The organism is Sulfitobacter mediterraneus (genome assembly GCF_016801775.1).
Lineage (GTDB): Bacteria > Pseudomonadota > Alphaproteobacteria > Rhodobacterales > Rhodobacteraceae > Sulfitobacter > Sulfitobacter mediterraneus_A.
This window is the reverse complement of the sequence record NZ_CP069004.1, coordinates 538,175-558,453: the sequence shown is the minus strand read 5'-3', so window position 1 is coordinate 558,453 and position 20,279 is coordinate 538,175. Positions and strand designations below refer to the sequence as shown.

The window sequence follows — 20,279 nt, the reverse complement described above, 5'->3', positions numbered from 1 at the left end:
CCGCTTGGAGGCGAATTTTGCAGCGGTAACAAAACTGACATCTGAGCTACATAAATCCATTACACAAACGGGCCACTAGGGGCGCAACGCAACCTGCAGCCATAGGAAAAGCCATGACGCGCAAAGACATCCTGAATGACCCCAGCATCGGCAACAAGGCCGAAGCCTTCGAGGCCTTTGATGATATCCCGACAAATCCCAATCTGAGCCGCACCATCGGCGATGTGATCAACGCCCGCTATGGCCGCCGCGATGTTCTGCGCGGGATGCTTGGGGTGTCGGCCACCACCGCGCTTTTCGGCAGCTCGGCCTTGATGGCCCCGAACGAGGCCTCCGCAGCCGAGGCGCAGAGCCGCTACAAATTCGAAGAGCTGACGGCAGGCAATGACGAGACCCACCATGTCGCCGAAGGCTATGGCGCCCAGGTGTTGCTGCGTTGGGGTGATCCGGTGCTTGCGAATGCGCCCGAATTTGACGTGATGAACCAGACCGCCGAGGCCCAGCTCAAGCAGTTTGGCTACAACAACGATTACGTCGGCTTTGTGCCGCTGAACGAGGCTGGAACACGCGGCCTGCTGTGTGTGAACCACGAATATACCAACGAAGAAGTGATGTTCCCCGGTCTGGGCCGTCAGGACAAAGCCGGATTCGAAGGGATGACGCCCGAATTGATCGGCATCGAGATGGCTGCCCATGGTGGCACCGTGGTCGAGATTGCGCAGGATGAAGCAGGCCAATGGTCCGTGGTGCGGGACGGCAAGATGAATCGCCGGGTGACACCGTTGAACACCGCAATGACCCTGTCTGGCCCTGCGGCGGGTCACAAGCGCATGAAAACAAACGATGATCCTGCTGGTATGAACGTGATCGGCACGATCAACAATTGCGCGGGCGGCATGACACCTTGGGGCACATGGTTGATGGCCGAGGAAAACTTTCACGGCTATTTCTGGACCGATGTTCTGGATGCGGATGGCAAGCCGGACCTGAGCGCGCATGACGATGCCGCGCAGAAGAAACGCTACGGCGTGCCGGGCCGCTGGTATGCCTGGGGCAAGTTCCACGACCGCTACAACATCGACAAGGAACCCAATATGCCGAATAAATTCGGCTGGGTGGTCGAAGTGGACCCGATGGACCCCACATCCACACCGGTCAAACATACCGCGCTGGGGCGTTTCCGCCATGAAGGCGCGGAAACCACTGTCAGCACCGATGGCAAGCTGGTTGTCTATATGGGCGACGATAACCGCTTTGACTATCAGTACAAATATGTCTCCAACGGCTCTGTCTCCGCGGACCGCGCGGCCAATGCCAAACTTTTAAGCGATGGCACGCTTTACGTGGCACGCTTTGATGAGGATGGCACCGTGCATTGGCTCCCGCTGGTGCATGGCATGGGGCCGCTCACGGCTGAAAACGGGTTTAACGATCAGGGCGACGTGCTGATTGATACGCGCCTTGCAGCGGATCTCTTGGGCGCGACACCGATGGACCGCCCCGAAGACGCGCAGCCGCGCGGCGACGGCACGGCCTACATCATGTTGACAAACAACAACAAACGCAAGGAAACCAACACTGCCAACCCACGCAGCAAAAGCGACTTTGGCCATATCATCGAGATCAAGGAAGACGGCGGTGATCACGCGGCAACCCGTGGCACCTGGTCCATCCTTGTGAAATGTGGCGATCCGTCGGTTTCCGAGGTTGGCGCACAGTGGAACCCCGAGACCTCTGAAAACGGCTGGTTCGGATCGCCCGACAATTGCGCCATTGATGCCGACGGCCGTCTTTGGGTATCGACCGATCAGGGCAGCAAATGGGGCAAGACCGGCAAATCCGACGGGCTGTATGCGGTGGAAACCGAAGGCACGGCGCGCGGCACGTCCAAGCTGTTCTTCCGCTGCCCGGTGGGCGGCGAGATGTGCGGCCCCTACTTCACCGATGATGGCGAGACATTGTTCCTTGCCGTGCAGCACCCTGGCACCGATGGCACCAAAGACCTCAAGGGGTTTGAACGGGCCTCAACCTTTGAAGATCCCGCGACCCGCTGGCCGGACTTTGACCCCAAGATGCCACCGCGCCCCTCGGTGGTTGTGGTGACAAAGAAAGGTGGCGGCAAGATCGCCGTTTGAATTCAAACCAAGACATTTCAGAAGCCTATGCCCCGCCGTTTTGGCGGGGCTTTTCTTTTTTCCAAAACTCCCAATTGGCCGCTCAAAACAAGAGAAAATGCAAATAAAAACACCACCATTTGACCTAACTGCGCCCGCCTCTTTTCGCATTTCAGACACAAATTCGGGTGATCCCATTGCAAGGCTTTCCGGCCGGCCCTGATCGTTGGCTGGTCTCTCAACATGGGGTTTGCGCGATGACCGCCTATATATCCGAGCTCGACACGCAGGGCGGTATTGGCAATGAGTTTGTCGAGATCGCCGTACCAATCGGTACCGACATGTCCGGCTTCACGCTTTATATCTACGACGAATTCGGCAGTGTCCTCAGTGGCCCTTACGGGATGGGTTCCCTTCAGGCGACCATCGGCAATCAGGACGTTTACGTTCTGGACAATGCCTCTGTCGGACTGCCGGGCATTCGCAGCGAGGACGGTGTGGCATTGGTGGATGACACCGGAACCTTGGTTCAGTTCATCTCTTTCGAAGGCCGGGTTGTGAATGCTACCAATGGTCCGGCAGCCGGCCAGTCGAGCACCGATATCGGCACGCCCCCCGCGACCGGCAGCTTGCAGTCGGACGATGGCGGAGCGTCCTATTATGCGCAAGCCAATCCGAATGCAGGCACCGTGCCATGTTACGCCCCCGGAACCCTGATTGACACGCCGTCCGGGCAATGCCCTGTCGAAGACCTGCGCGCCGGGGACCATGTGATCACGGCCGACAATGGTGCGCAACAGATCCAATGGGTGCGCTGCAGCGGCCAGACCCTTTTGTCTCTCGCGGAAGGCAGGTTGCCGGTTCTCATTCAGACCGGGGCCTTGGGTCCGAACCTGCCAGAGCGGGATTTGGTGGTCTCACCTCAACACCGCATCCTCGTTGGCGCCAACGGACAACTGATGGAGATTTTTGAACGGCCCGCATTGGTCCCCGCCAAAGCGTTGACCGGTCTGGCGGGCATTCGGTACATGACAGGCAGATCGCAGATCACATGGGTGCATTTTGCCTGCCGGCGCCATGAGATTGTCCGCGCCAACGGCTGTTATGCAGAGAGCCTGCTGCTTGGGCAGATGGTGATCAGCGGGATGACACAGGCGGAGCGTCGCAGGGTCAAAGCCCTATTTGGCGCGGCACCACATCAAGGTGCGGCGCTGAACGGACCGACCGCGCGGGTGTGTCTGAAGATGCAAGACGCGAAAGCGCAGGTCCAACAAAGTCTGACCGGAGGCCTGAAAGTCAGCCACAAAGATCAGAGAAATCGGCCAATGGCACCGGCGGCAAAAACTGCCGCCAGTGCCGGGCTTGAAAGGCGCTACTCTGCCAAACATTCCTGCATGTCTGCGGCGAGTTGATTCAACGTTTCCAGATAATGAGAGCGGCCCAGCGGCACATCTGCACCCAAGGGATCGAGCGTGCCGATTTTTACGGGCATACCTTCAGTTACAGTAACCAGCAAAGCTTGGTTCAACTGCGGCTCTGCAAAGGCACAGACCACGCCCTCTGACTGCACATGCTCACGCAATTGTGCGACACGCGCCGCGCCGGGGCTGGCGGCCTCTGTGTCATGAACCGAGGCCACGGCATGCAGTTCATATCGCGCTTCGACGTATTGGAACGCATCATGGAGCACGACAAAGGGGCGGTTTTGAAGCGGGGCAAATGTCTCCTGTGCTTTGGCCTCATGCGCCAGCAGGCTTTGCATCAGGGAGAGTGCGTTTTTTTGATAGAGTGCGGCATTGTCCGGATCCATCTTTGACAATTGGTCGGAAATCGCCACCGCCCAAGCCGCGCCATTCAGCGGGTCAAGCCAGGCATGCGGATCGACGCCACCCGTGTGGTGGTCGTCGTGGTCGTCATGATCGGCGTGTTTACTGTCGTCCGCATGATCATCATGGGCTTCATGACCATCGTGTTCCTCGTGGTCTTTGTGCTCATCATGATCGGCGTGGTCATCGTGATCGGCGTGGTCATCATGATCGTCATGATGATCTTCGGAACCATGGTCATGGTGGTGGTCCTCAAATCCAACACCTTCGCGCACTGGCAAGACCCGCGTGCCCTCCACATCCATCAGGCTCATATGCACGGCATCACCCGCAAGGCTTTCCAGCGGATCCGCCAACCACGGTGTCAGACCGGGGCCAACCCAGATCACCAGGTCCGCTGCGGCCAGATTGCGCGCCTCTGAGGGGCGCATGGCATAACCATGGGGGGAGGCACCGGGCGCAATTATCAAATCGGGCGCCCCTGCCCCGTCCATGACAGCCGCGACGAGGCTGTGCACCGGAGCAATATCTGTCGCCACACGCGGCACTTCGGCAAAGGAGGTCGTGGCAAGCAATGAAAACAAAAGGCTGAGGCGGCGCATGGTGGTCTCCGGTAATGTTATAATATCACGCTTGCTACCGTGGATGTTATAACATATCAATAGGGAAAATTCAGAAAGGCCTCCCATGTCCGCTATCGGCTTTGCCGCACATGATCACGCCGCCTGCGTCAAAGGCACCTTGGCCAAGGCAGAGGCCCACTGCGCCGAAACCGGCCTGCGCCTGACCCCTGTGCGGCGGCGGGCGCTCGAAATTCTGCTGGCCGAGCATCGGGCGCTGGGGGCTTATGATCTGCTTGCCGTGCTGGCCGAGGAAGGTTTGGGCGCACAGCCGCCTGTCGCCTACCGTGCATTGGATTTTCTGGTAAAAGCCGGGTTCGCCCATAAGATCGAGGCATTAAATGCCTATATCGCCTGTGCGCATCTGGGGTCCGATCACGCGCCCGCATTCCTGATCTGTCGCAGTTGCAAATCGGTGGCGGAGACGGACACGGCCCCTGCCCAGGGGCGCCTGGGCGAAGCGGCTCGCGCCGCCGGATTTACCATAGAACGCACCGTGGTCGAGGCCGAGGGCCTTTGCCCCGATTGTCAGGATGATGCGGCGTGACATTGATTGAGACCAAGGGTCTGACCCTGCGTTATGGCAGTGCAACTGTGCTGCGCGATGTGCATTTCAAACTCTCACAGGGCGAGATTGTGACCATTGTCGGCCCCAACGGGTCTGGCAAGTCCAGCCTGCTGCGGGCCTTGATCGGCGCATTGAAGCCGGCCAGCGGGGCGGTGATCCGCAAGCCGGGGCTCAAGATCGGCTATGTGCCGCAGAAGCTGCAAATCGACGGGACATTGCCCCTGACGGTGCAGCGGTTCCTAAGCCTGCCAGTGCGCCAATCCCAAGAAGTCACAACCCAAGCTCTGGCACAGGCGGGCGTGCCGGAACTGGCACAGCGGCAAATGACCGATCTGTCCGGCGGGCAGTTTCAGAGGGTTCTGCTGGCCCGCGCCTTGCTGGGATCGCCCGATGTTCTGATCCTTGACGAGGCGACACAGGGGCTGGACCAGCCGGGTGCCGCCGCGTTTTACCGGCAGATCGAAGACGTCCGCCAGCGCACAGGCGTGGCGATCCTGATGGTCAGCCATGATTTGCATGTGGTGATGGCCGCCTCTGACCGGGTTTTGTGCCTCAATGGCCATGTCTGCTGTGAAGGTGCGCCGGAGGTCGTCGCCGATGCGCCGGAGTATCGCGCGCTCTTTGGCACTGGCACACAGGGGGCTTTGGCGCTTTACCGGCATCATCACAACCATGACCATGATCATGATCACAGCCAATGCGGTGAGGACCAGAATGTTGGATGATTTTGCAATGCGTGCCGCCCTTGCCGGGCTTGGCGTTGCGCTGGCCGCCGCGCCTCTGGGCTGTTTTGTGATCTGGCGGCGGATGGCCTATTTTGGGGATGCCACCAGCCATGCTGCCCTGTTGGGCGTGGCGCTGGCCTTGGCGACAGATCTGCCGGTTGTGGGCGGCGTCCTCCTGGTGGCGCTGGTGATGGCGCTGATCATCAGTTCCCTGACAGAACGCAATGTCAGCACCGATGCCCTGCTGGGGGTGCTGGCTCATTCGGCGCTGGCGCTTGGCCTTGTGGCCGTGTCGCTGATCCCCGGACAGCGGGTGGACCTGTCGGCCTATCTGTTTGGCGATATTCTGGCGGTGCGGCAGGTGGATCTGGCGATCATCTGGATCGGTGCCGCGCTGGTCGGCGGCCTGATGGTCTGGCGCTGGCAGGCGCTGCTGACGGCAACGTTGAACCCCGATCTGGCGGTTGCATCGGGCGGACATCCCAAGCGCGAGAAACTGGTTCTGACATTGGCGCTTGCCGTGACCGTGGCGGTCGCACTCAAGGTTGTTGGGGCGCTGCTGATCGCAGCCATGTTGGTCATCCCCGCCGCCGCCGCGCGACCCTTTGCCCGCACGCCGGAGGTGATGGCGATCTGCGCCGTGGCGATTGGCGGCTTTTCCGCATTGGGCGGATTGGCCGGATCCTTTGCCTTTGATACCCCTACAGGGCCGAGCATTGTCACTGTGGCGGCTGTGGTCTTTGCCCTGTCTGCGGCAATTTCACCGCTTCTGCGACGAAGATAACACTGGCCTTTTCAATAGATTACAATACGCTCCCCCACAAAAGGGGAGAGTCATGCACCATCAGGTTGTCATCATCGGGGGCGGTCCATCGGGGCTTTTGCTGGGGCAATTGCTACACGGGATCGGCGTCGATGCCGTGATCTTGGAACGAAAGACGCGCGATTATGTGCTGTCGCGTAACCGCGCAGGCGTGCTGGAACGCGGCATGCTGGACCTGATGAAACAGGCCGGGATCGACAGCCGCGCGCAGGCCGAAGGGCTGCCGCACGATGGCACGCTGATCGCCTATGAGGGCGATATGTTCCGCGTTGATCTCGCCGCCCACGCGGGCCATTCGATCATGGTCTACGGGCAAACAGAAGTGACCCGTGATCTGTATGACGCCCGCGACAGCATTGATGCGGTGACCCATTTTGAGGTCAGCAATGTGGTGATCAACGGCGCGGACAGCGACCGGCCCAGCGTCAGTTTTGACAAGGGCGGGCAATCGCATCAGATCGACTGTGATTATGTGGCGGGCTGTGACGGGTTTCACGGGGTCAGTCGCCAGACCATCCCCGAAAACATTCGGCAAGAATTTGAAAAGGTTTATCCTTTTGGCTGGCTCGGCATCCTGTCACAAACGCCGCCGGTCAATCACGAGTTGATCTACGCCAATTCGCCGCGCGGCTTTGCCTTGTGTTCCATGCGCAGCGCAAACCTCAGCCGCTATTACATCCAATGTTCGATGGCCGATACGGTTGAAAACTGGTCGGACGAGGCGTTCTGGACCGAGCTCAAGCGCCGCCTGCCCGAAGACGTTGCGGAGAAACTGGTCACTGGCCCGTCGATTGAAAAATCCATCGCGCCGCTGCGATCCTTTGTGACGGAGCCGATGCGCTGGGGCCGGTTGTTCCTGTGCGGAGATGCGGCGCATATCGTGCCGCCCACCGGGGCCAAGGGGCTCAACACTGCCGCCTCGGATGTACACTACCTCTTCCAAGGGCTCAAAGCCTGGTATCAGGACCAGAACCCTGAGGGCCTTGACCAATATTCGGAAAAGGCGCTTGCACGGGTCTGGAAGGCCGAGCGGTTTAGCTGGTGGTTCTCATCGCTGATGCACCGGTTCCCGGACCAATCGGAATTTGACCTTCGCATGCAAAAAGCCGAACTTGATTTCCTGCGCAGCAATGACGCGGCGCAAAAAGCCATGGCCGAAAATTACGTGGGGTTGCCCTACTGATGTCTGACACAAAGATCCCCCAAGGCGGCTATGCCGCCCGCCAGCCCGGTCATCATCCCGTGGCGCTGTATCCGCCCTATCGCACCTCCGTCAAACGCAGCCCGCAGGCCGCGCCGCTGTCCTTTCCCACCAGCATTGGTGAGGAAAGCGGGCCAGTCTTTGGGCATGACCTGCTTGGCCCGCTGGATGCGGATCTGTTGCATAATTACGCCCAAGATGGCGCCTCGGCCATCGGACCGCGCATTATTGTGCATGGCAAGGTGCGCGACCAGTTTGACCGCCCCGTTGCCGGTGCATTGATCGAAGTTTGGCAGGCCAATGCCGGCGGGCGCTATCGCCACAAGAAAGAAGGCTATATTGCCCCGCTTGACCCAAATTTTGGCGGATGCGGGCGCACCATCACCCGCGAAGACGGGTCTTATGAGTTTCGCACCGTGCTGCCCGGCCCCTACCCCTGGCCCAATGGCCCGAACGATTGGCGACCGGCGCATATCCACTTTAGCCTGTTTGGCGCGGGATTTGCCCAGCGGTTGATCACGCAGATGTATTTCGAGGGTGATCCGCTGATCTGGCGTTGTCCGATTGTCGGGTCGATCGGGGATAAATCCGCCGTTGAGCGACTGATCGCACCTCTGGATATGAACCGGACTGTGCCAATGGATGCCCGCGCCTATGAGTTCAACATCACCCTGCGCGGACGGCGGCAAACCATGTTTGAAAACCGGATGGAGGGTCTGTGATGGGCGATCTGCCAGAAACCGCAAGCCAGACCGCTGGCCCCTATGTTCATATCGGCTGCACGCCGAATTTTGCAGGGATCACAGGGGTTTATGATGAAGACCTTGGCGCACGGATGATCACTGGCGATGTTGCCGGGGAACGGATCACGCTCACGGGCCAGGTCTTTGATGGCACCGGCACGCCACTGCGCGATGCAATGGTCGAGGCCTGGCAGGCGGATGCGGGCGGGCGCTATGCGGGGCAAGACGGGGCCGATCCGCATTTTACCGGATTTGGCCGATGTGCCTGCGATCAGGCCACCGGCGCGTTTACTTTTGAGACGGTGAAACCGGGGGAAACTCCATGGCCACAAGGCGGGACGCAAGCGCCACATATCACCTTGTGGATCGTGGCGCGGGGAATCAATCTCGGGCTACACACGCGAGTCTATTTCCCGGGTGATCCGGCGTTAGAAACTGATCCGGTTTTGGGCCGGATCGAACATCGCGTGCGGGTTCAAACCTTGATCGCCGATGCCGAAAAGGATGGGGTGTATCGATTCAACATCCACCTGCAAGGCGCTGACGAGACAGTGTTTTTCGACGTTTAGACCAAATCGGCCTAGACCAAACACGCGGAACAATGCCCGCCGCGCCGGACCCCGAGGAGCAGGAAAACTGCCCCTCGTGCCCAATCACGTCACGCGGCTGCGGACCTTGTATTTGTCATCATCCCACAGATCATTGGCCATCACATCACGGATGATCCCGACCGCGGCAGTGACATCGCCCGCGTCCAGATAGAGCGGCGTAAAACCAAAGCGCATGATGTCGGGCGCACGGAAATCGCCAATCACGCCGCGATCAATCACCGCCTGCATCGCGGCATAGCCATGTTCAAACCGGAACGAGACCTGCGAGCCGCGGATTTTTGCATCGCGCGGGCTGGCCAGTTCAAGCTGTGGCACCTGCGCCTCAACCTCAGCGATGAATTGTTCCTGCAAGGCCAGCGACGCCGCCCGCAGATCCCCCATATCAACACCGTCCCAGACCTTCATCGCCTCTTCCAGCGCAGCCATCTGCAAGATCGGCGGCGTGCCGACGCGCATCCGCTCGATACCCTTGGCTGGCGTATAGTTCAGATCAAAATCAAAGGGTTGCCGGTGACCGAGCCAACCACTCAGCGCAGGTTCGACCGTATCTGCCAGATCAGGCCGCACATAGATGAACGCAGGCGCACCCGGCCCGCCATTGAGGTATTTGTAGGTGCAGCCAACCGCAAATTCACAGCCCGACCCGGCCAAATCAACCGGGATCGCCCCCGCCGAATGCGCCAGATCCCAAACCATCACCGCCCCCGCCGCGTGGGCCAGTTTGGTCATGGCCTTCATGTCATGCATCCGGCCAGAGCGGTAATCGACCTCTGTCAGCATCACCACGGCAATGTCATCGCCAATCGCTTCGGCCACCTCTTCGGGGGCCACTGTGCGCAGCTCGTAGCCCTGCTCCAACAAGCCAACCAGACCTTCGGCCATGTAAAGGTCCGACGGGAAATTGCCCGTGTCACTCAGGATCACCCGCCGTTCCGGGCGCAGTTTCACCGCCGAAGCCAGCGCCTGAAACACCTTCACCGACAGGGTATCGCCCATCACAACCGATCCCGCCGATGCGCCCACCAGCGCGCCGACCTGATCACCCACCCGTTCGGGCATCGCCATCCAACCGGCCTTGTTCCAGCCGCCGATCAACATCTGCGCCCATTCGCCCGTCATCACCTCTGACACGCGGGCCGGCACGGTTTTGGGCATCGGGCCCAGCGAATTGCCATCCAGATAGATCACGCCTTCGGGAAGGATAAACTGGTCTTTTCTCAATACATCAGCCACTTAAAGCGCTCCTCTGACGTGCCACAATTCCGGAAACAGCTCTACTTCGAGCATTTTGCGCAGGTAGGCCACCCCGGATGTGCCGCCCGTCCCCCGTTTGAACCCGATCACCCGCTCCACCGTGGTGACATGGTTGAACCGCCAACGGCGGAAGTAATCCTCAAGATCCACCAGTTTTTCGGCCAGCTCGTAAAGCTCCCAATGGGTCTGGGGATCCTCGTACACCTTCTGCCACAGATCCTGCACCTCAGGCTTGGCCTCCCAGGCCGTGCCTTCTGCCTCTCCTGCCAGGGATGGAACGCCCAGACGGTCGCACAACAGATCGATCGCCACCTGATAGAGGCTGATCTTGCCCAGTTCATCGGTCAGCGCGGCATGAGGCTCCGGCGTGTGTTCATGCAGTTTGGTCAAGGCGCGGTTGCGGTTGCCCAAAAGGTATTCGATCAACCGGTATTGATAGGACTGAAACCCCGACGATGCCCCCAGATAGGGCCGAAACGCGGTATATTCGCTGGGCGTCATGGTCCGCAGCACATCCCAGGCTGAATTGAGCTGTTCAAAGATCCGCGCCACGCGGCTGAGCATCTTGAACGCAGGCTGCAATTGCCCGTCTGCGATGCAACGGCGTGCTTCTGTCAACTCATGAATGGCCAGCTTCATCCACAATTCGGAGGTCTGGTGCTGAATGATGAACAACAATCCGTCATGGGCCATATCCAGCGGGTTTTCCACGGTCAGGATTTTGTCCAGCCCCAGATAATCGCCATAGGACTTGTCCTTGGCGAAGTCCATTTTGGCCCCTTTTGCGGCCTCGTCAAACGTGCTCATTGGTCTTCTCTCAGTGCAAATCTTTGAATTTTCCCGGTCGCCGTCTTGGGCAAGGCGTCAATGAAACGGACGTCGCGGGGGTATTTGTAGGGAGCAATGGTTGCCTTCACATGGTCTTGCAATTCCTTGACCAGCGCCGCATCCCCAACGGCCCCTTCAATCAAGACCACATGGGCCTGAACAATTGCGCCCCGTGCCTCGTCCGGGGCACCAACAACGCCGCATTCACTGACCTTTGGATGGCTCAGCAAGGCCGCTTCGACCTCCGGTCCGGCAATGTTGTAGCCCGCCGAGATGATCATATCGTCGTTGCGGGCGGCAAAATGCAGATAGCCGTCATCGTCCATCATGAAGCTGTCGCCGGTGATGTTCCAACCGTCCCGCACATAGGTCTTCTGCCGATCATCCGCCAGATACCGGCACCCCGTTGGCCCGCGCACCGCCAGTTTGCCAACCTCACCGCGCGGTACGTCACCGCCGTTGTCGTCGATAATCCGAACCTCATAACCGCCAACAGGTTTGCCCGTACAGGCCGCCTTGTGATCATCAAACCGGTTGGAGATGAAGATATGCAGCATCTCGGTTGCGCCAATTCCGTCCAACATCGGCTTGCCGGTCTTTTCCATCCAGTCGTGATAGACGGGCGCGGGCAATGTCTCGCCTGCGCTGACCGCTGCGCGGAGCGAGGACAGGTCGGCGCCCTCCTCCATCGCCTGAAGCATCGCGCGATAGGCCGTGGGCGCAGTGAAACAGACGGTTGCTTTGAACTTTTCAATGATTTCAATCATGTTCGGCGGGCTTGCGGTTTCCAGCAATGTCGCTGCCGCGCCAAAGCGCAGCGGAAAGATCGCCAATCCGCCCAGACCAAAGGTAAAGGCAAGAGGCGGCGATCCGACAAAAACATCCTCTGGCGTGACCTGCAGCACCTCTTTGGCGTAGCCATCTGCGATAATCAGCAGATCGCGGTGAAAATGCATCGTCGCCTTGGGATCGCCCGTGGTGCCCGAGGTAAAGCCAAGCAGCGCCACATCGTCCTGCGCGGTTGGCACGGCATCAAAATGTACCGGCTTTTCCAGCGCCAGGCGGTCCAGCTCTGCGTCATGGTTGCTGGTCCCGTCAAAACCAACCACGGTCTTGAGGAACCTCGACGCCTTGGCACATCCAGCCATCTCGTCCATCAGCCGGGTATCGCAGAGCGCATGGCTGATCTCGGCCTTGTCGACAATCGCGCCCAGTTCCCCTGCCCGCAGCATCGGCATGGTGTTGACCACCACCGCACCTGCCTTGGTCGCGGCCAGCCAACAGGCCACCATCGCGGGATTGTTGGCGGATCGGATCAAAACCCGATTGCCCGGCTTGAGGCCAAGATCCTCGACCAGGGCGCGGGCCAGCTTGTTGGTCCAGTCGCTCAGTTCCTTGTAGGTACGGCGGCGGCCATTGCCGATCAACGCCGTATGATCGCCAAAGCCTTTGGCGACCATTGCATCGGTCAGCTCGACACCGACGTTCAGCCTGTCCGGGTAGTCAAACCCATCCAGCAGAAAATCCGGCCAAAGCGCCTGATCCGGCAGGTTGTCGCGGCAATAGCTGTCGCTGTGTCCGGTTGGCCCAAACATCTTAACGTCCTCCCAAGGTCTGGCGGGCGATCACCACCCGCTGCACATCGGATGCGCCCTCATAGATCCGCAAGGCGCGGATTTCACGGTATAGCCGCTCAACCGTTTCGCCGTGGCGCACCCCGTCGCCACCGTGCAGTTGTACCGCCTTGTCAATGACTTGCTGTGCATGATCTGTCGCAAACAGCTTTGCCATCGCGGCCTCGCGTGTGACCCGTGCCGCGCCGCTGTCCTTGGCCCAGGCGGCCCGGTAAATCAGCAAGGCCGAGGCATCCACATCCACCGCCATATCCGCGATATGGCCCTGCACCAGCTGCAAATCGGCCAAAGGCGCACCCTGAACATGGCGGGTGCTGACCCGCTCCATCGCCTCATCCAGCGCCCGCCGGGCAAATCCCAGCGCCGCCGCCGCAACGGTCGAGCGGAACACATCCAGAACCGACATCGCAATGGCAAAGCCTTTGCCGCGCTCGCCCAACAGGGCCGATCCGGGCAGTTTCACATCGTCAAAATGCAAGGTCGCCAAGGGATGCGGCGCCATCACCTCAAGCCGCGCCTCTACCTTTAGACCGGGCGTATCGGCAGGCACCACAAAGGCTGACAGCCCCTTGGCCCCCGGCGCCTCCCCGGTGCGGGCAAAGACGGTGTAGACATCGGCAATCCCGCCGTTGGAAATCCAGGTCTTGCGACCGTTCAGGACAAATCCGTTGCCATCCGCCTGCGCCGTCATGGTGGAATTGGCCACGTCCGATCCGGATTGCGGCTCGGTCAAGGCAAAGGCCGATATGGCCGCGCCGCTGCGGGTCTTTGGCAGCCATTCCGCCTGCTGTTCGGCAGTGCCAAACAGAGAAATCGCACCGGTGCCAAGCCCCTGCATGGCAAAGGAAAAATCGGCCAGCCCGTCATAACGCGCCAAAGTTTCGCGGATCAGGCAAAGCGAACGCACATCAAGGCTTTCGCCGGCCTCGGCCCCCGAATGGCGCAACCATCCACCCTGCCCCAGCATTGTCACCAGATCACGGCAGGCCGCATCGGTATCCCCGTGGTCCACAGCGCCAAGGTTCTGCGCCGCCCATGCGTCCAGCGCCCCGGCCAGTTCCCGATGGTGATCCTCAAAAAACGGCCATGTCAGAAAACTCCGATCCGGCATTGCGCTCCTCCCTCTTCCCTTTTTGGCCCCAAATACCTCCGGGGGTTTGGGGGCTGGCCCCCAATGTGGTCTCCGTTTGGGGGCTGGCCCCCAAGTCCGTTGTCAGTCCGGGCTCAATCGCCCTCAAACACGGGCCGTTCCTTGGCAACAAAAGCCTTGTAGGCCCGCTCAAAATCGCCGGTCTGCATACAGATCGCCTGCGCTTGCGCCTCGGCCTCGATGGCCTGCTCGATCGACATTGACCATTCCTGCGCCAGCATCGTCTTGGTCATCATATGGGCAAAGTTTGGTCCCGCCTGGATCTTCTTGGCAAAGGCCAGTGCCTCGGCGTCCAGATCGGGCCCGTCCACCAGACGGTTGAAAAAGCCCCAGCGCTCGCCTTCTTCCGCCGACATCGACCGCCCTGTATAGAGAAGCTCAGCCGCGCGGGTCTGGCCGATGATCCGGGGCAGGATCGCACAGGCCCCCATGTCACAGCCCGCAAGGCCCACGCGGGTAAACAGGAATGCTGTTTTGGCCTCAGGCGTGGCAAGCCGCAGGTCAGAGGCCATCGCGATGATCGCGCCGGCCCCCACACAGATCCCGTCCACTGCTGCAATCACCGGCTTGCCACAGTTTACAATCGCCTTGACCAGATCGCCGGTCATACGGGTAAATTGCAGCAGTTCTTTCATGTTCATGCGGGTCAAAGGCCCAATGATATCATGCACATCTCCGCCAGAGCTGAAGTTGCCGCCGTTGGAGGCAAAGATCACGATGTCCACATCGTCAGCATAGACCAGATCGCGGAACCAGTCGCGCAATTCGGCGTAGCTGTCAAAGGTCAGCGGGTTCTTGCGGTCAGGTCGGTCGAGCCGCACCGTGGCGATGCCGTCTTTGATCTCGCAAAGAAAATGTTTCACATCACTGCGCATTCTCAGGTTCCTTTTTGTTCATTTCCATATCTGCCTGGTCCGCCGCATCGGCAAAGGCTTGCAGCCGCGCGGCCATGGCGCGGGCGTCTTCGGGGGTCACATCTGCCAGCATCAGATCCACCCATTTCTCATGGGACAGCGCTTGGCGGGCAAACTCCGCCTCCCCCGCGCGGGTCAGGCGCAGGCGGGTGGCGCGGCGGTCTCCGGGCACGGCGATGCGTTCGACAAAGCCCTCATCGCTGAGCCGGTCGGCGATGCCGGTGACATTGCCGTTGGAGACCCGCAGCACGCCCGATAGCTGGCTCATCTTGAGCCCTTCGGGATGGCGCGACAGGGCCGACATCACGTCAAAGCGCGGCAGCGTTGTGTTGTAGTCCCGGCGCAGGTTGTCGCGCAATTGATGTTCGATCCCGCGCACCACTTTCAGCAGCCGCAGCCAGAGGCGCACACGATCCTTGGCGGCGGTCATATTTCCCCGCCCGAAACACTCAGCGCGTGACCATTGACCATCGAGGCCTCGGGGGAGGCCAGAAATTGCACCGCTGCGACGACTTCATCCGTTCGGATCATCCGGCGCATCGGGTTGCCGCCCACCACCATCTTTTCGGCCTTTTCGCGGGGGATGTTCATGCGTTCCATCACCCCTGTGACCGCAGCCTGCCCCATATCGGTATCGACAAATCCCGGGCAAACCGCATTGCAGGTGATGCCCTCGCGGGCCAGTTCCACGGCCAAAGACCGCACCAGCCCCAGCACACCATGTTTGGCGGCGGAATATGCGGCGATATTCGCGCCGCCTTTCAGGCTTGCGGTTGATGCGATGGCAATAAGCCGCCCGCCTGCTGTCATGCCCTTAAGTGCCTCGCGGAAGGTCAGGAAAACCCCGGTGAGGTTCACTGAAAGCGTGCCTTGCCAGACCTCGAGCGGCATATCAGCCACGCGCATGGCCTTGCCGGAACCGGCATTGGCGATCACCACATCATAAGGCGCATCAAACAGCGCCTTGACCGAGGCCTCCTCCGTCACGTCCAGATGTTTGCAAGTCATCCCGCGCCCGCCGTTGGTCTCTTCAAGTGCGTCCATACGGCGCCCTGCGATGGTCACGTCATCCCCCCGATCGGCGTAATGCTGTGCAATGGCGCGGCCAATGCCTGATCCACCGCCCGTGATTAAGATGCGTCTCATACTTTCTCCATCTCTGCGGCGCGGTCCGCCAGTCGCCACGCCTGATCCCGGCCCGCCTCATAAGGCAGCGGCCATTTGGCATGACGATCGCCAATTTCAGTGGCGGCGTGCAAGGTCCAATAGGGATCGGCCAGATGTGGCCGCGCCAGGCAGACCAGATCGGCACGGCCTGCCATCAGAATGGAATTGACGTGATCAGGCTCATAAATATTGCCCACTGCCATGGTTTTGATCCCGCCATCGTTGCGGATGCGGTCCGAGAACGGCGTCTGGAACATCCGGCCATAGACGGGCTGACCTTCCTTGCTGGTCTGGCCTGCGGAGACATCAATGATGTCCGCGCCAGCGGCCTCAAACATCTTGGCAATCTCAACGGCTTCTTCCGGGGTCACGCCATCATCACCAGCCCAATCGCTGGCTGAAATACGCACTGACATCGGCTTGCTCTGGGGCCAGACCGTGCGCATCGCATTGAAAACCTCAAGCGGATAGCGCATCCGGTTTTCCAGAGGGCCGCCATATTCATCGGTCCGGGTGTTGGATAAGGGCGAGATGAAGGACGAGATCAGATAGCCGTGGGCGGCATGCAGTTCGATCATGTCAAAGCCTGCCCGGTCCGCCATCTCCGCGGCGCTGACGAATTCATCGCGGATCTGGTCCATATCGGCGCGGGTCGCGGCGCGGGGCACCGCATTCTCATCCGACCACGGGATTGCGGAGGCGGACACCAGTTCCCAGTTGCCGGATACCAGCGGCTTGTCCATGCCTTCCCAGCCGATCCGGGTAGAGCCTTTGCGCCCCGCATGACCGATCTGACAACAGATTTTGGCATCGGTTTCGGCATGGGTGAAATCCACCAACCGTTTCCAAGCGGCCTCATGCTCTGGCGCATAAAGGCCCGGACAGCCCGGCGTGATGCGCCCCTCGGGCGAGACACAGGTCATCTCGGTGTAGACCAGCCCCGCGCCGCCCTTGGCCCGCTCACCATAATGGATCAGATGCCAATCGGTCGGGCAGCCGTCCACCGCCTTGTATTGCGCCATGGGCGAGACCACGACACGGTTCTCCAGCTTCATATCGCGCAGCTGGAACGGGGCAAACATCGGTGCGCGCACCGGGCCATTGGCCCCTGCGCCGGCTTGCTCCATGAACCAACGCTCAGCCCCTTCGAGCCATTTTGCATCCCGTTCGCGCAGGTTCTCATGGCTGATCCGCTGACTTCGGGTGAGCATGGAATAGTTGAGCTGTACCGGATCAAGATCGAGATAGCGCTCCACATCCTCAAACCATTCCAATGAGTTACGCGCAGCCGATTGCAAGCGCAGCACCTCAAGGCGGCGGGCGTCTTCGTATTTCTGGAAGGCCACTTCGATATCGCTCTCGGCGGTCACGTGATCGGCCAACGAGATGGCCGATTCCATCGCCAGTTTGCTGCCTGACCCGATGGAGAAATGCGCGGTGGCCGAAGCATCGCCCAGCAAAACCACGTTTTTGTGGCTCCATTTTTCGCACAGAACGCGGGGAAATTGGATCCAGGCGGACCCGCGAATGTGTTTGGCGTTGGTCATCAGGGCATGACCGCCCAGATGGTCCTTGAAGATCTCTTCGCAGATGGCGATGGTCTCTTCCTGGGTTTTTTCGCCGAACCCATAGGCGTCAAAAGTGTCCTGATTGCACTCCACAATGAAGGTCGCGGTTTCATCGTCGAATTGATAGGCGTGGACCCAGATCCAGCCCTTGTCCGTCTTTTCAAAGATAAATGTGAAGGCGTCGTCGAATTTCTGATGCGTGCCGAGCCAGATGAACTGGCACTTGCGCACATCAATGTCCGGCTGAAAGGTTTCCTGAAACTCCAAACGTGTTTTGGAATTGAGCCCGTCACAGGCAACCACCAGATCGTAGTCATCCATGTAATGCGAGGCGGCATGCACTTCGGTCTCGAACTGCAGGTTCACGCCCAGTTCCCGCGCCCGTTCCTGCAAGATCAGCAATAGCCGCATCCGCCCAATGCCGCAGAACCCGTGGCCGGAGCTGACGGTTTTCTGGCCCTTGTAGACCAGCGCGACATCATCCCAATAGGCAAAATGACTGCGGATCGTCGCCGCCGACACCGGGTCATTGATCTCAAGATTATCAAGCGTTTCGTCCGATAGAACCACGCCCCAGCCAAAGGTATCATCGGGTTTGTTGCGTTCCAGCACGGTCACATCGGCGTCCGGCTGGCGCAGTTTTAACGAGATCGCGAAATAGAGCCCCGCAGGCCCGCCGCCCAAACAGATCGCACGCATCAGCCTCTCCCTCAGATGTCCATTTGCAGGCAGGGTATGGTGAGTCGTGATTTGCTTCAAGTAAAAATATTTTAGATATAAAATAATATTCGCGGTCAATCCTTCAGCGCCAAAATCCGCCGCTATGAAGATGAAAGCGACCTGAAATGTCGGGAAACCTGCGCGACAGGGGTTCTTTCAAAATGCAACGGTCTGCGAAAATGAAAGGACAACAGATGAGCCTCCGCAAAGGTCGCCGCGCCCGTCAGGCCCCAGACACAACCACCCCGCCCCGCAGTCACGCCTACCGGCAAATGCGCCACCCCTTTGAACCCCAACGAATTTTTTCGGATGATGCCATTGCCAACATGCACCAGATGGCGCTCAAGGCGCTGTCCGAACTGGGCATGAAGGTCTTGCTTCCCGAAGCGCGCAAATTGTTTGCTCAGGCCGGCGCCCTTGTGGATGACAGCACCGAAATGGTGCGGATCGGGCCGGAACTGGTGGCAGCAGCGCTTGAGACCGCGCCGCGGTCCATCCGGCTGCGGGCGCCCAATCCCGACCGCGAACAGCGGTTTGAGCCCGGCGCAATGCTGTTTTCCGCAGGGGCCGGTTGCCCCAACTCCATTGATGCGTTGCGCGGGCGACAACCAGGGCGCCTTGAGACCTTCGAAGAGAGTCTCAAGCTTGTCCAAAGCTTCGACGCGATCCACATCCTCGGCCCCTCGGTGGAACCGCAGGACGTGCCATCACACCTGCGACACTACGCGATGATGGAAGCCCAGCTGAGCCTGAGCGATAAACCCGCCTTTATTTTTGCCCGTGGCAAAGCGCAGATCTCGCAAAGCCTCGAAATGATCGCGCTGGGGCATGGGTTGTCAGATGACGAGCTGCGCAATGGGTCGTGGTCCTATTCGATCATCAACACCAATTCGCCCCGGCAGATCGACGTGCCGATGGCCGAAGGCATCATCGAGATGGCCCGTGCCGGCCAGATGACCATCATCACGCCCTTCTGTCTGGCAGGTGCGATGGCACCAATCACCGTGGCCGGTGCGCTGGTCCTGCAACACACCGAAGCCTTGGCCGCGATCACCCTCACACAGCTCACCGCCCCCGGTGCGCCGGTGACCTATGGCGGCTTTGCCTCCAATGTAGACATGAAATCCGGCTCCCCCGCTTTCGGCACGCCATCGCATATGAAACTGACCATTGGCTCGGGGCAATTGGCGCGGCACATCGGCCTGCCCTGGCGATCCGCTGCAGGCGCGGCTTCAAACATCTCGGATGCGCAGGGCGCGGGTGAGAACCACATGGGGCTCTGGGCGGCGCTGCAGGCCAATGCAACGCTGACCGTGCATTCGGCAGGCTGGCTCGAAGGCGGGCTCAGCTTTGGATTTGAGAAATTCATCAACGACATGGAAGCGGTGCAACAGCTTGCCGAAATGGCGATGCCAACCCCCGAAGATGACGCCAGCCTCGGCTGGGATGCCTTGGTGGATGTGGACCCCGGCGGGCATTTCTTTGCCACGCAACACACCATGGACCGCTACCGCGACGCCTTTTACACACCGCTGGTTGCGGATCTCAGCAATCACGGCGCATGGGTCGAAGCGGGATCCAAAACCTCAACCGATCGCGCCGTGGACGTCTGGCAAGGGCTGCTGCGCGACTTCATCCCGCCCCCAAGTACCGCCGGTATGGCCGACAAATTGAAAGCGTTTGTAGATGCGGGTACCAAGGCGGGCGGCGCCCCGCCCACCGAAGGTTAAGGCCGCCCGAAGGCATAAGGGGGCCAGCCCCGCCGCCGCTGCGCGGCGCTCCCCCGGAGGTTTTTCCGGCCAAATGAAGACAA

At 60.1% G+C, this 20,279-nt stretch carries 18 protein-coding genes; 9 read left to right on the top strand and 9 right to left on the bottom strand.

The features are described 5' to 3' along the window. Window positions 1-113 precede the first annotated feature (113 nt). Window positions 114-2,135, top strand: coding sequence for a PhoX family protein (locus JNX03_RS02650; RefSeq protein WP_203210917.1), 2,022 nt, complete (start codon window positions 114-116; stop codon window positions 2,133-2,135). Between the two features lie 236 nt (window positions 2,136-2,371). Beyond that, window positions 2,372-3,526, top strand: coding sequence for a Hint domain-containing protein (locus JNX03_RS02645; protein ID WP_203210916.1), 1,155 nt, complete (start codon window positions 2,372-2,374; stop codon window positions 3,524-3,526). Here JNX03_RS02645 and JNX03_RS02640 read toward each other — a convergent pair. Next, window positions 3,487-4,542, bottom strand: coding sequence for a zinc ABC transporter substrate-binding protein (locus tag JNX03_RS02640; protein ID WP_203210915.1), 1,056 nt, complete (start codon window positions 4,540-4,542; stop codon window positions 3,487-3,489). The two genes, JNX03_RS02645 and JNX03_RS02640, sit on opposite strands and share 40 nt — an antisense overlap. Window positions 4,543-4,627: 85 nt before the next feature. On the opposite strand from JNX03_RS02640, the gene JNX03_RS02635 reads away from it, so the two are divergent. The 6 genes from JNX03_RS02635 to pcaG are packed head-to-tail and all read left to right on the top strand — an operon-like array spanning window position 4,628 to window position 9,189. Next, window positions 4,628-5,107, top strand: a complete 480-nt coding sequence (locus JNX03_RS02635; RefSeq protein ID WP_203210914.1) for a transcriptional repressor — start codon at window positions 4,628-4,630, stop codon at window positions 5,105-5,107. Continuing rightward, a complete protein-coding gene (locus JNX03_RS02630) occupies window positions 5,104-5,853 on the top strand; it encodes a metal ABC transporter ATP-binding protein (RefSeq protein ID WP_203210913.1) in 750 nt (249 codons plus the stop codon). The genes JNX03_RS02635 and JNX03_RS02630 overlap by 4 nt, the downstream gene beginning before the upstream one ends. Then, the gene (locus JNX03_RS02625; protein ID WP_203210912.1) at window positions 5,843-6,637 is read left to right on the top strand and encodes a metal ABC transporter permease; all 795 of its coding nucleotides are present in this window, start codon (window positions 5,843-5,845) and stop codon (window positions 6,635-6,637) included. Before JNX03_RS02630 ends, JNX03_RS02625 begins: the two co-directional genes overlap by 11 nt. A gap of 52 nt (window positions 6,638-6,689) precedes the next feature. Then, on the top strand, window positions 6,690-7,859 hold the full coding sequence (gene pobA, locus JNX03_RS02620; protein ID WP_203210911.1) for a 4-hydroxybenzoate 3-monooxygenase: 1,170 nt from the start codon (window positions 6,690-6,692) through the stop codon (window positions 7,857-7,859). Continuing rightward, window positions 7,859-8,599, top strand: a complete 741-nt coding sequence (pcaH, locus tag JNX03_RS02615; RefSeq protein ID WP_203210910.1) for a protocatechuate 3,4-dioxygenase subunit beta — start codon at window positions 7,859-7,861, stop codon at window positions 8,597-8,599. Before pobA ends, pcaH begins: the two co-directional genes overlap by 1 nt. After that, window positions 8,599-9,189, top strand: coding sequence for a protocatechuate 3,4-dioxygenase subunit alpha (pcaG, locus tag JNX03_RS02610; RefSeq protein ID WP_203210909.1), 591 nt, complete (start codon window positions 8,599-8,601; stop codon window positions 9,187-9,189). The genes pcaH and pcaG overlap by 1 nt, the downstream gene beginning before the upstream one ends. Window positions 9,190-9,273: 84 nt before the next feature. On the opposite strand, the gene kynU is transcribed toward pcaG, so the two are convergent. The 8 genes from kynU to JNX03_RS02570 all read right to left on the bottom strand — a co-directional run bounded on the left by kynU (window position 9,274) and on the right by JNX03_RS02570 (window position 18,445). Then, the gene (gene kynU, locus JNX03_RS02605) at window positions 9,274-10,464 is read right to left on the bottom strand and encodes a kynureninase (protein ID WP_203210908.1); all 1,191 of its coding nucleotides are present in this window, start codon (window positions 10,462-10,464) and stop codon (window positions 9,274-9,276) included. Continuing rightward, window positions 10,465-11,292, bottom strand: coding sequence for a tryptophan 2,3-dioxygenase (locus JNX03_RS02600; RefSeq protein ID WP_203210907.1), 828 nt, complete (start codon window positions 11,290-11,292; stop codon window positions 10,465-10,467). It lies immediately after the preceding gene. After that, the gene (locus JNX03_RS02595) at window positions 11,289-12,908 is read right to left on the bottom strand and encodes an AMP-binding protein (RefSeq protein ID WP_203210906.1); all 1,620 of its coding nucleotides are present in this window, start codon (window positions 12,906-12,908) and stop codon (window positions 11,289-11,291) included. The genes JNX03_RS02600 and JNX03_RS02595 overlap by 4 nt, the downstream gene beginning before the upstream one ends. A 1-nt stretch (window position 12,909) precedes the next feature. After that, a complete protein-coding gene (locus tag JNX03_RS02590; protein ID WP_203210905.1) occupies window positions 12,910-14,058 on the bottom strand; it encodes an acyl-CoA dehydrogenase family protein in 1,149 nt (382 codons plus the stop codon). A gap of 113 nt (window positions 14,059-14,171) precedes the next feature. Then, a complete protein-coding gene (locus tag JNX03_RS02585) occupies window positions 14,172-14,972 on the bottom strand; it encodes an enoyl-CoA hydratase family protein (RefSeq protein WP_203210904.1) in 801 nt (266 codons plus the stop codon). Continuing rightward, window positions 14,962-15,441: a MarR family winged helix-turn-helix transcriptional regulator gene (locus tag JNX03_RS02580; RefSeq protein WP_203210903.1), complete on the bottom strand. Its 480-nt coding sequence runs from the start codon at window positions 15,439-15,441 to the stop codon at window positions 14,962-14,964. The genes JNX03_RS02585 and JNX03_RS02580 overlap by 11 nt, the downstream gene beginning before the upstream one ends. Then, on the bottom strand, window positions 15,438-16,157 hold the full coding sequence (locus JNX03_RS02575) for an SDR family NAD(P)-dependent oxidoreductase (protein WP_203210902.1): 720 nt from the start codon (window positions 16,155-16,157) through the stop codon (window positions 15,438-15,440). The genes JNX03_RS02580 and JNX03_RS02575 overlap by 4 nt, the downstream gene beginning before the upstream one ends. After that, window positions 16,154-18,445 (bottom strand): bifunctional salicylyl-CoA 5-hydroxylase/oxidoreductase, encoded by a 2,292-nt coding sequence (locus JNX03_RS02570; protein ID WP_203210901.1) that lies wholly within the window; start codon window positions 18,443-18,445, stop codon window positions 16,154-16,156. Before JNX03_RS02570 ends, JNX03_RS02575 begins: the two co-directional genes overlap by 4 nt. 215 nt (window positions 18,446-18,660) lie before the next feature. Here JNX03_RS02570 and JNX03_RS02565 point away from each other — a divergent pair, with 215 nt between their 5' ends. Then, complete coding sequence (locus JNX03_RS02565; protein WP_203210900.1) at window positions 18,661-20,196, top strand: trimethylamine methyltransferase family protein; 1,536 nt, start codon at window positions 18,661-18,663, stop codon at window positions 20,194-20,196. The last annotated feature ends 83 nt before the right edge of the window (window positions 20,197-20,279 follow it).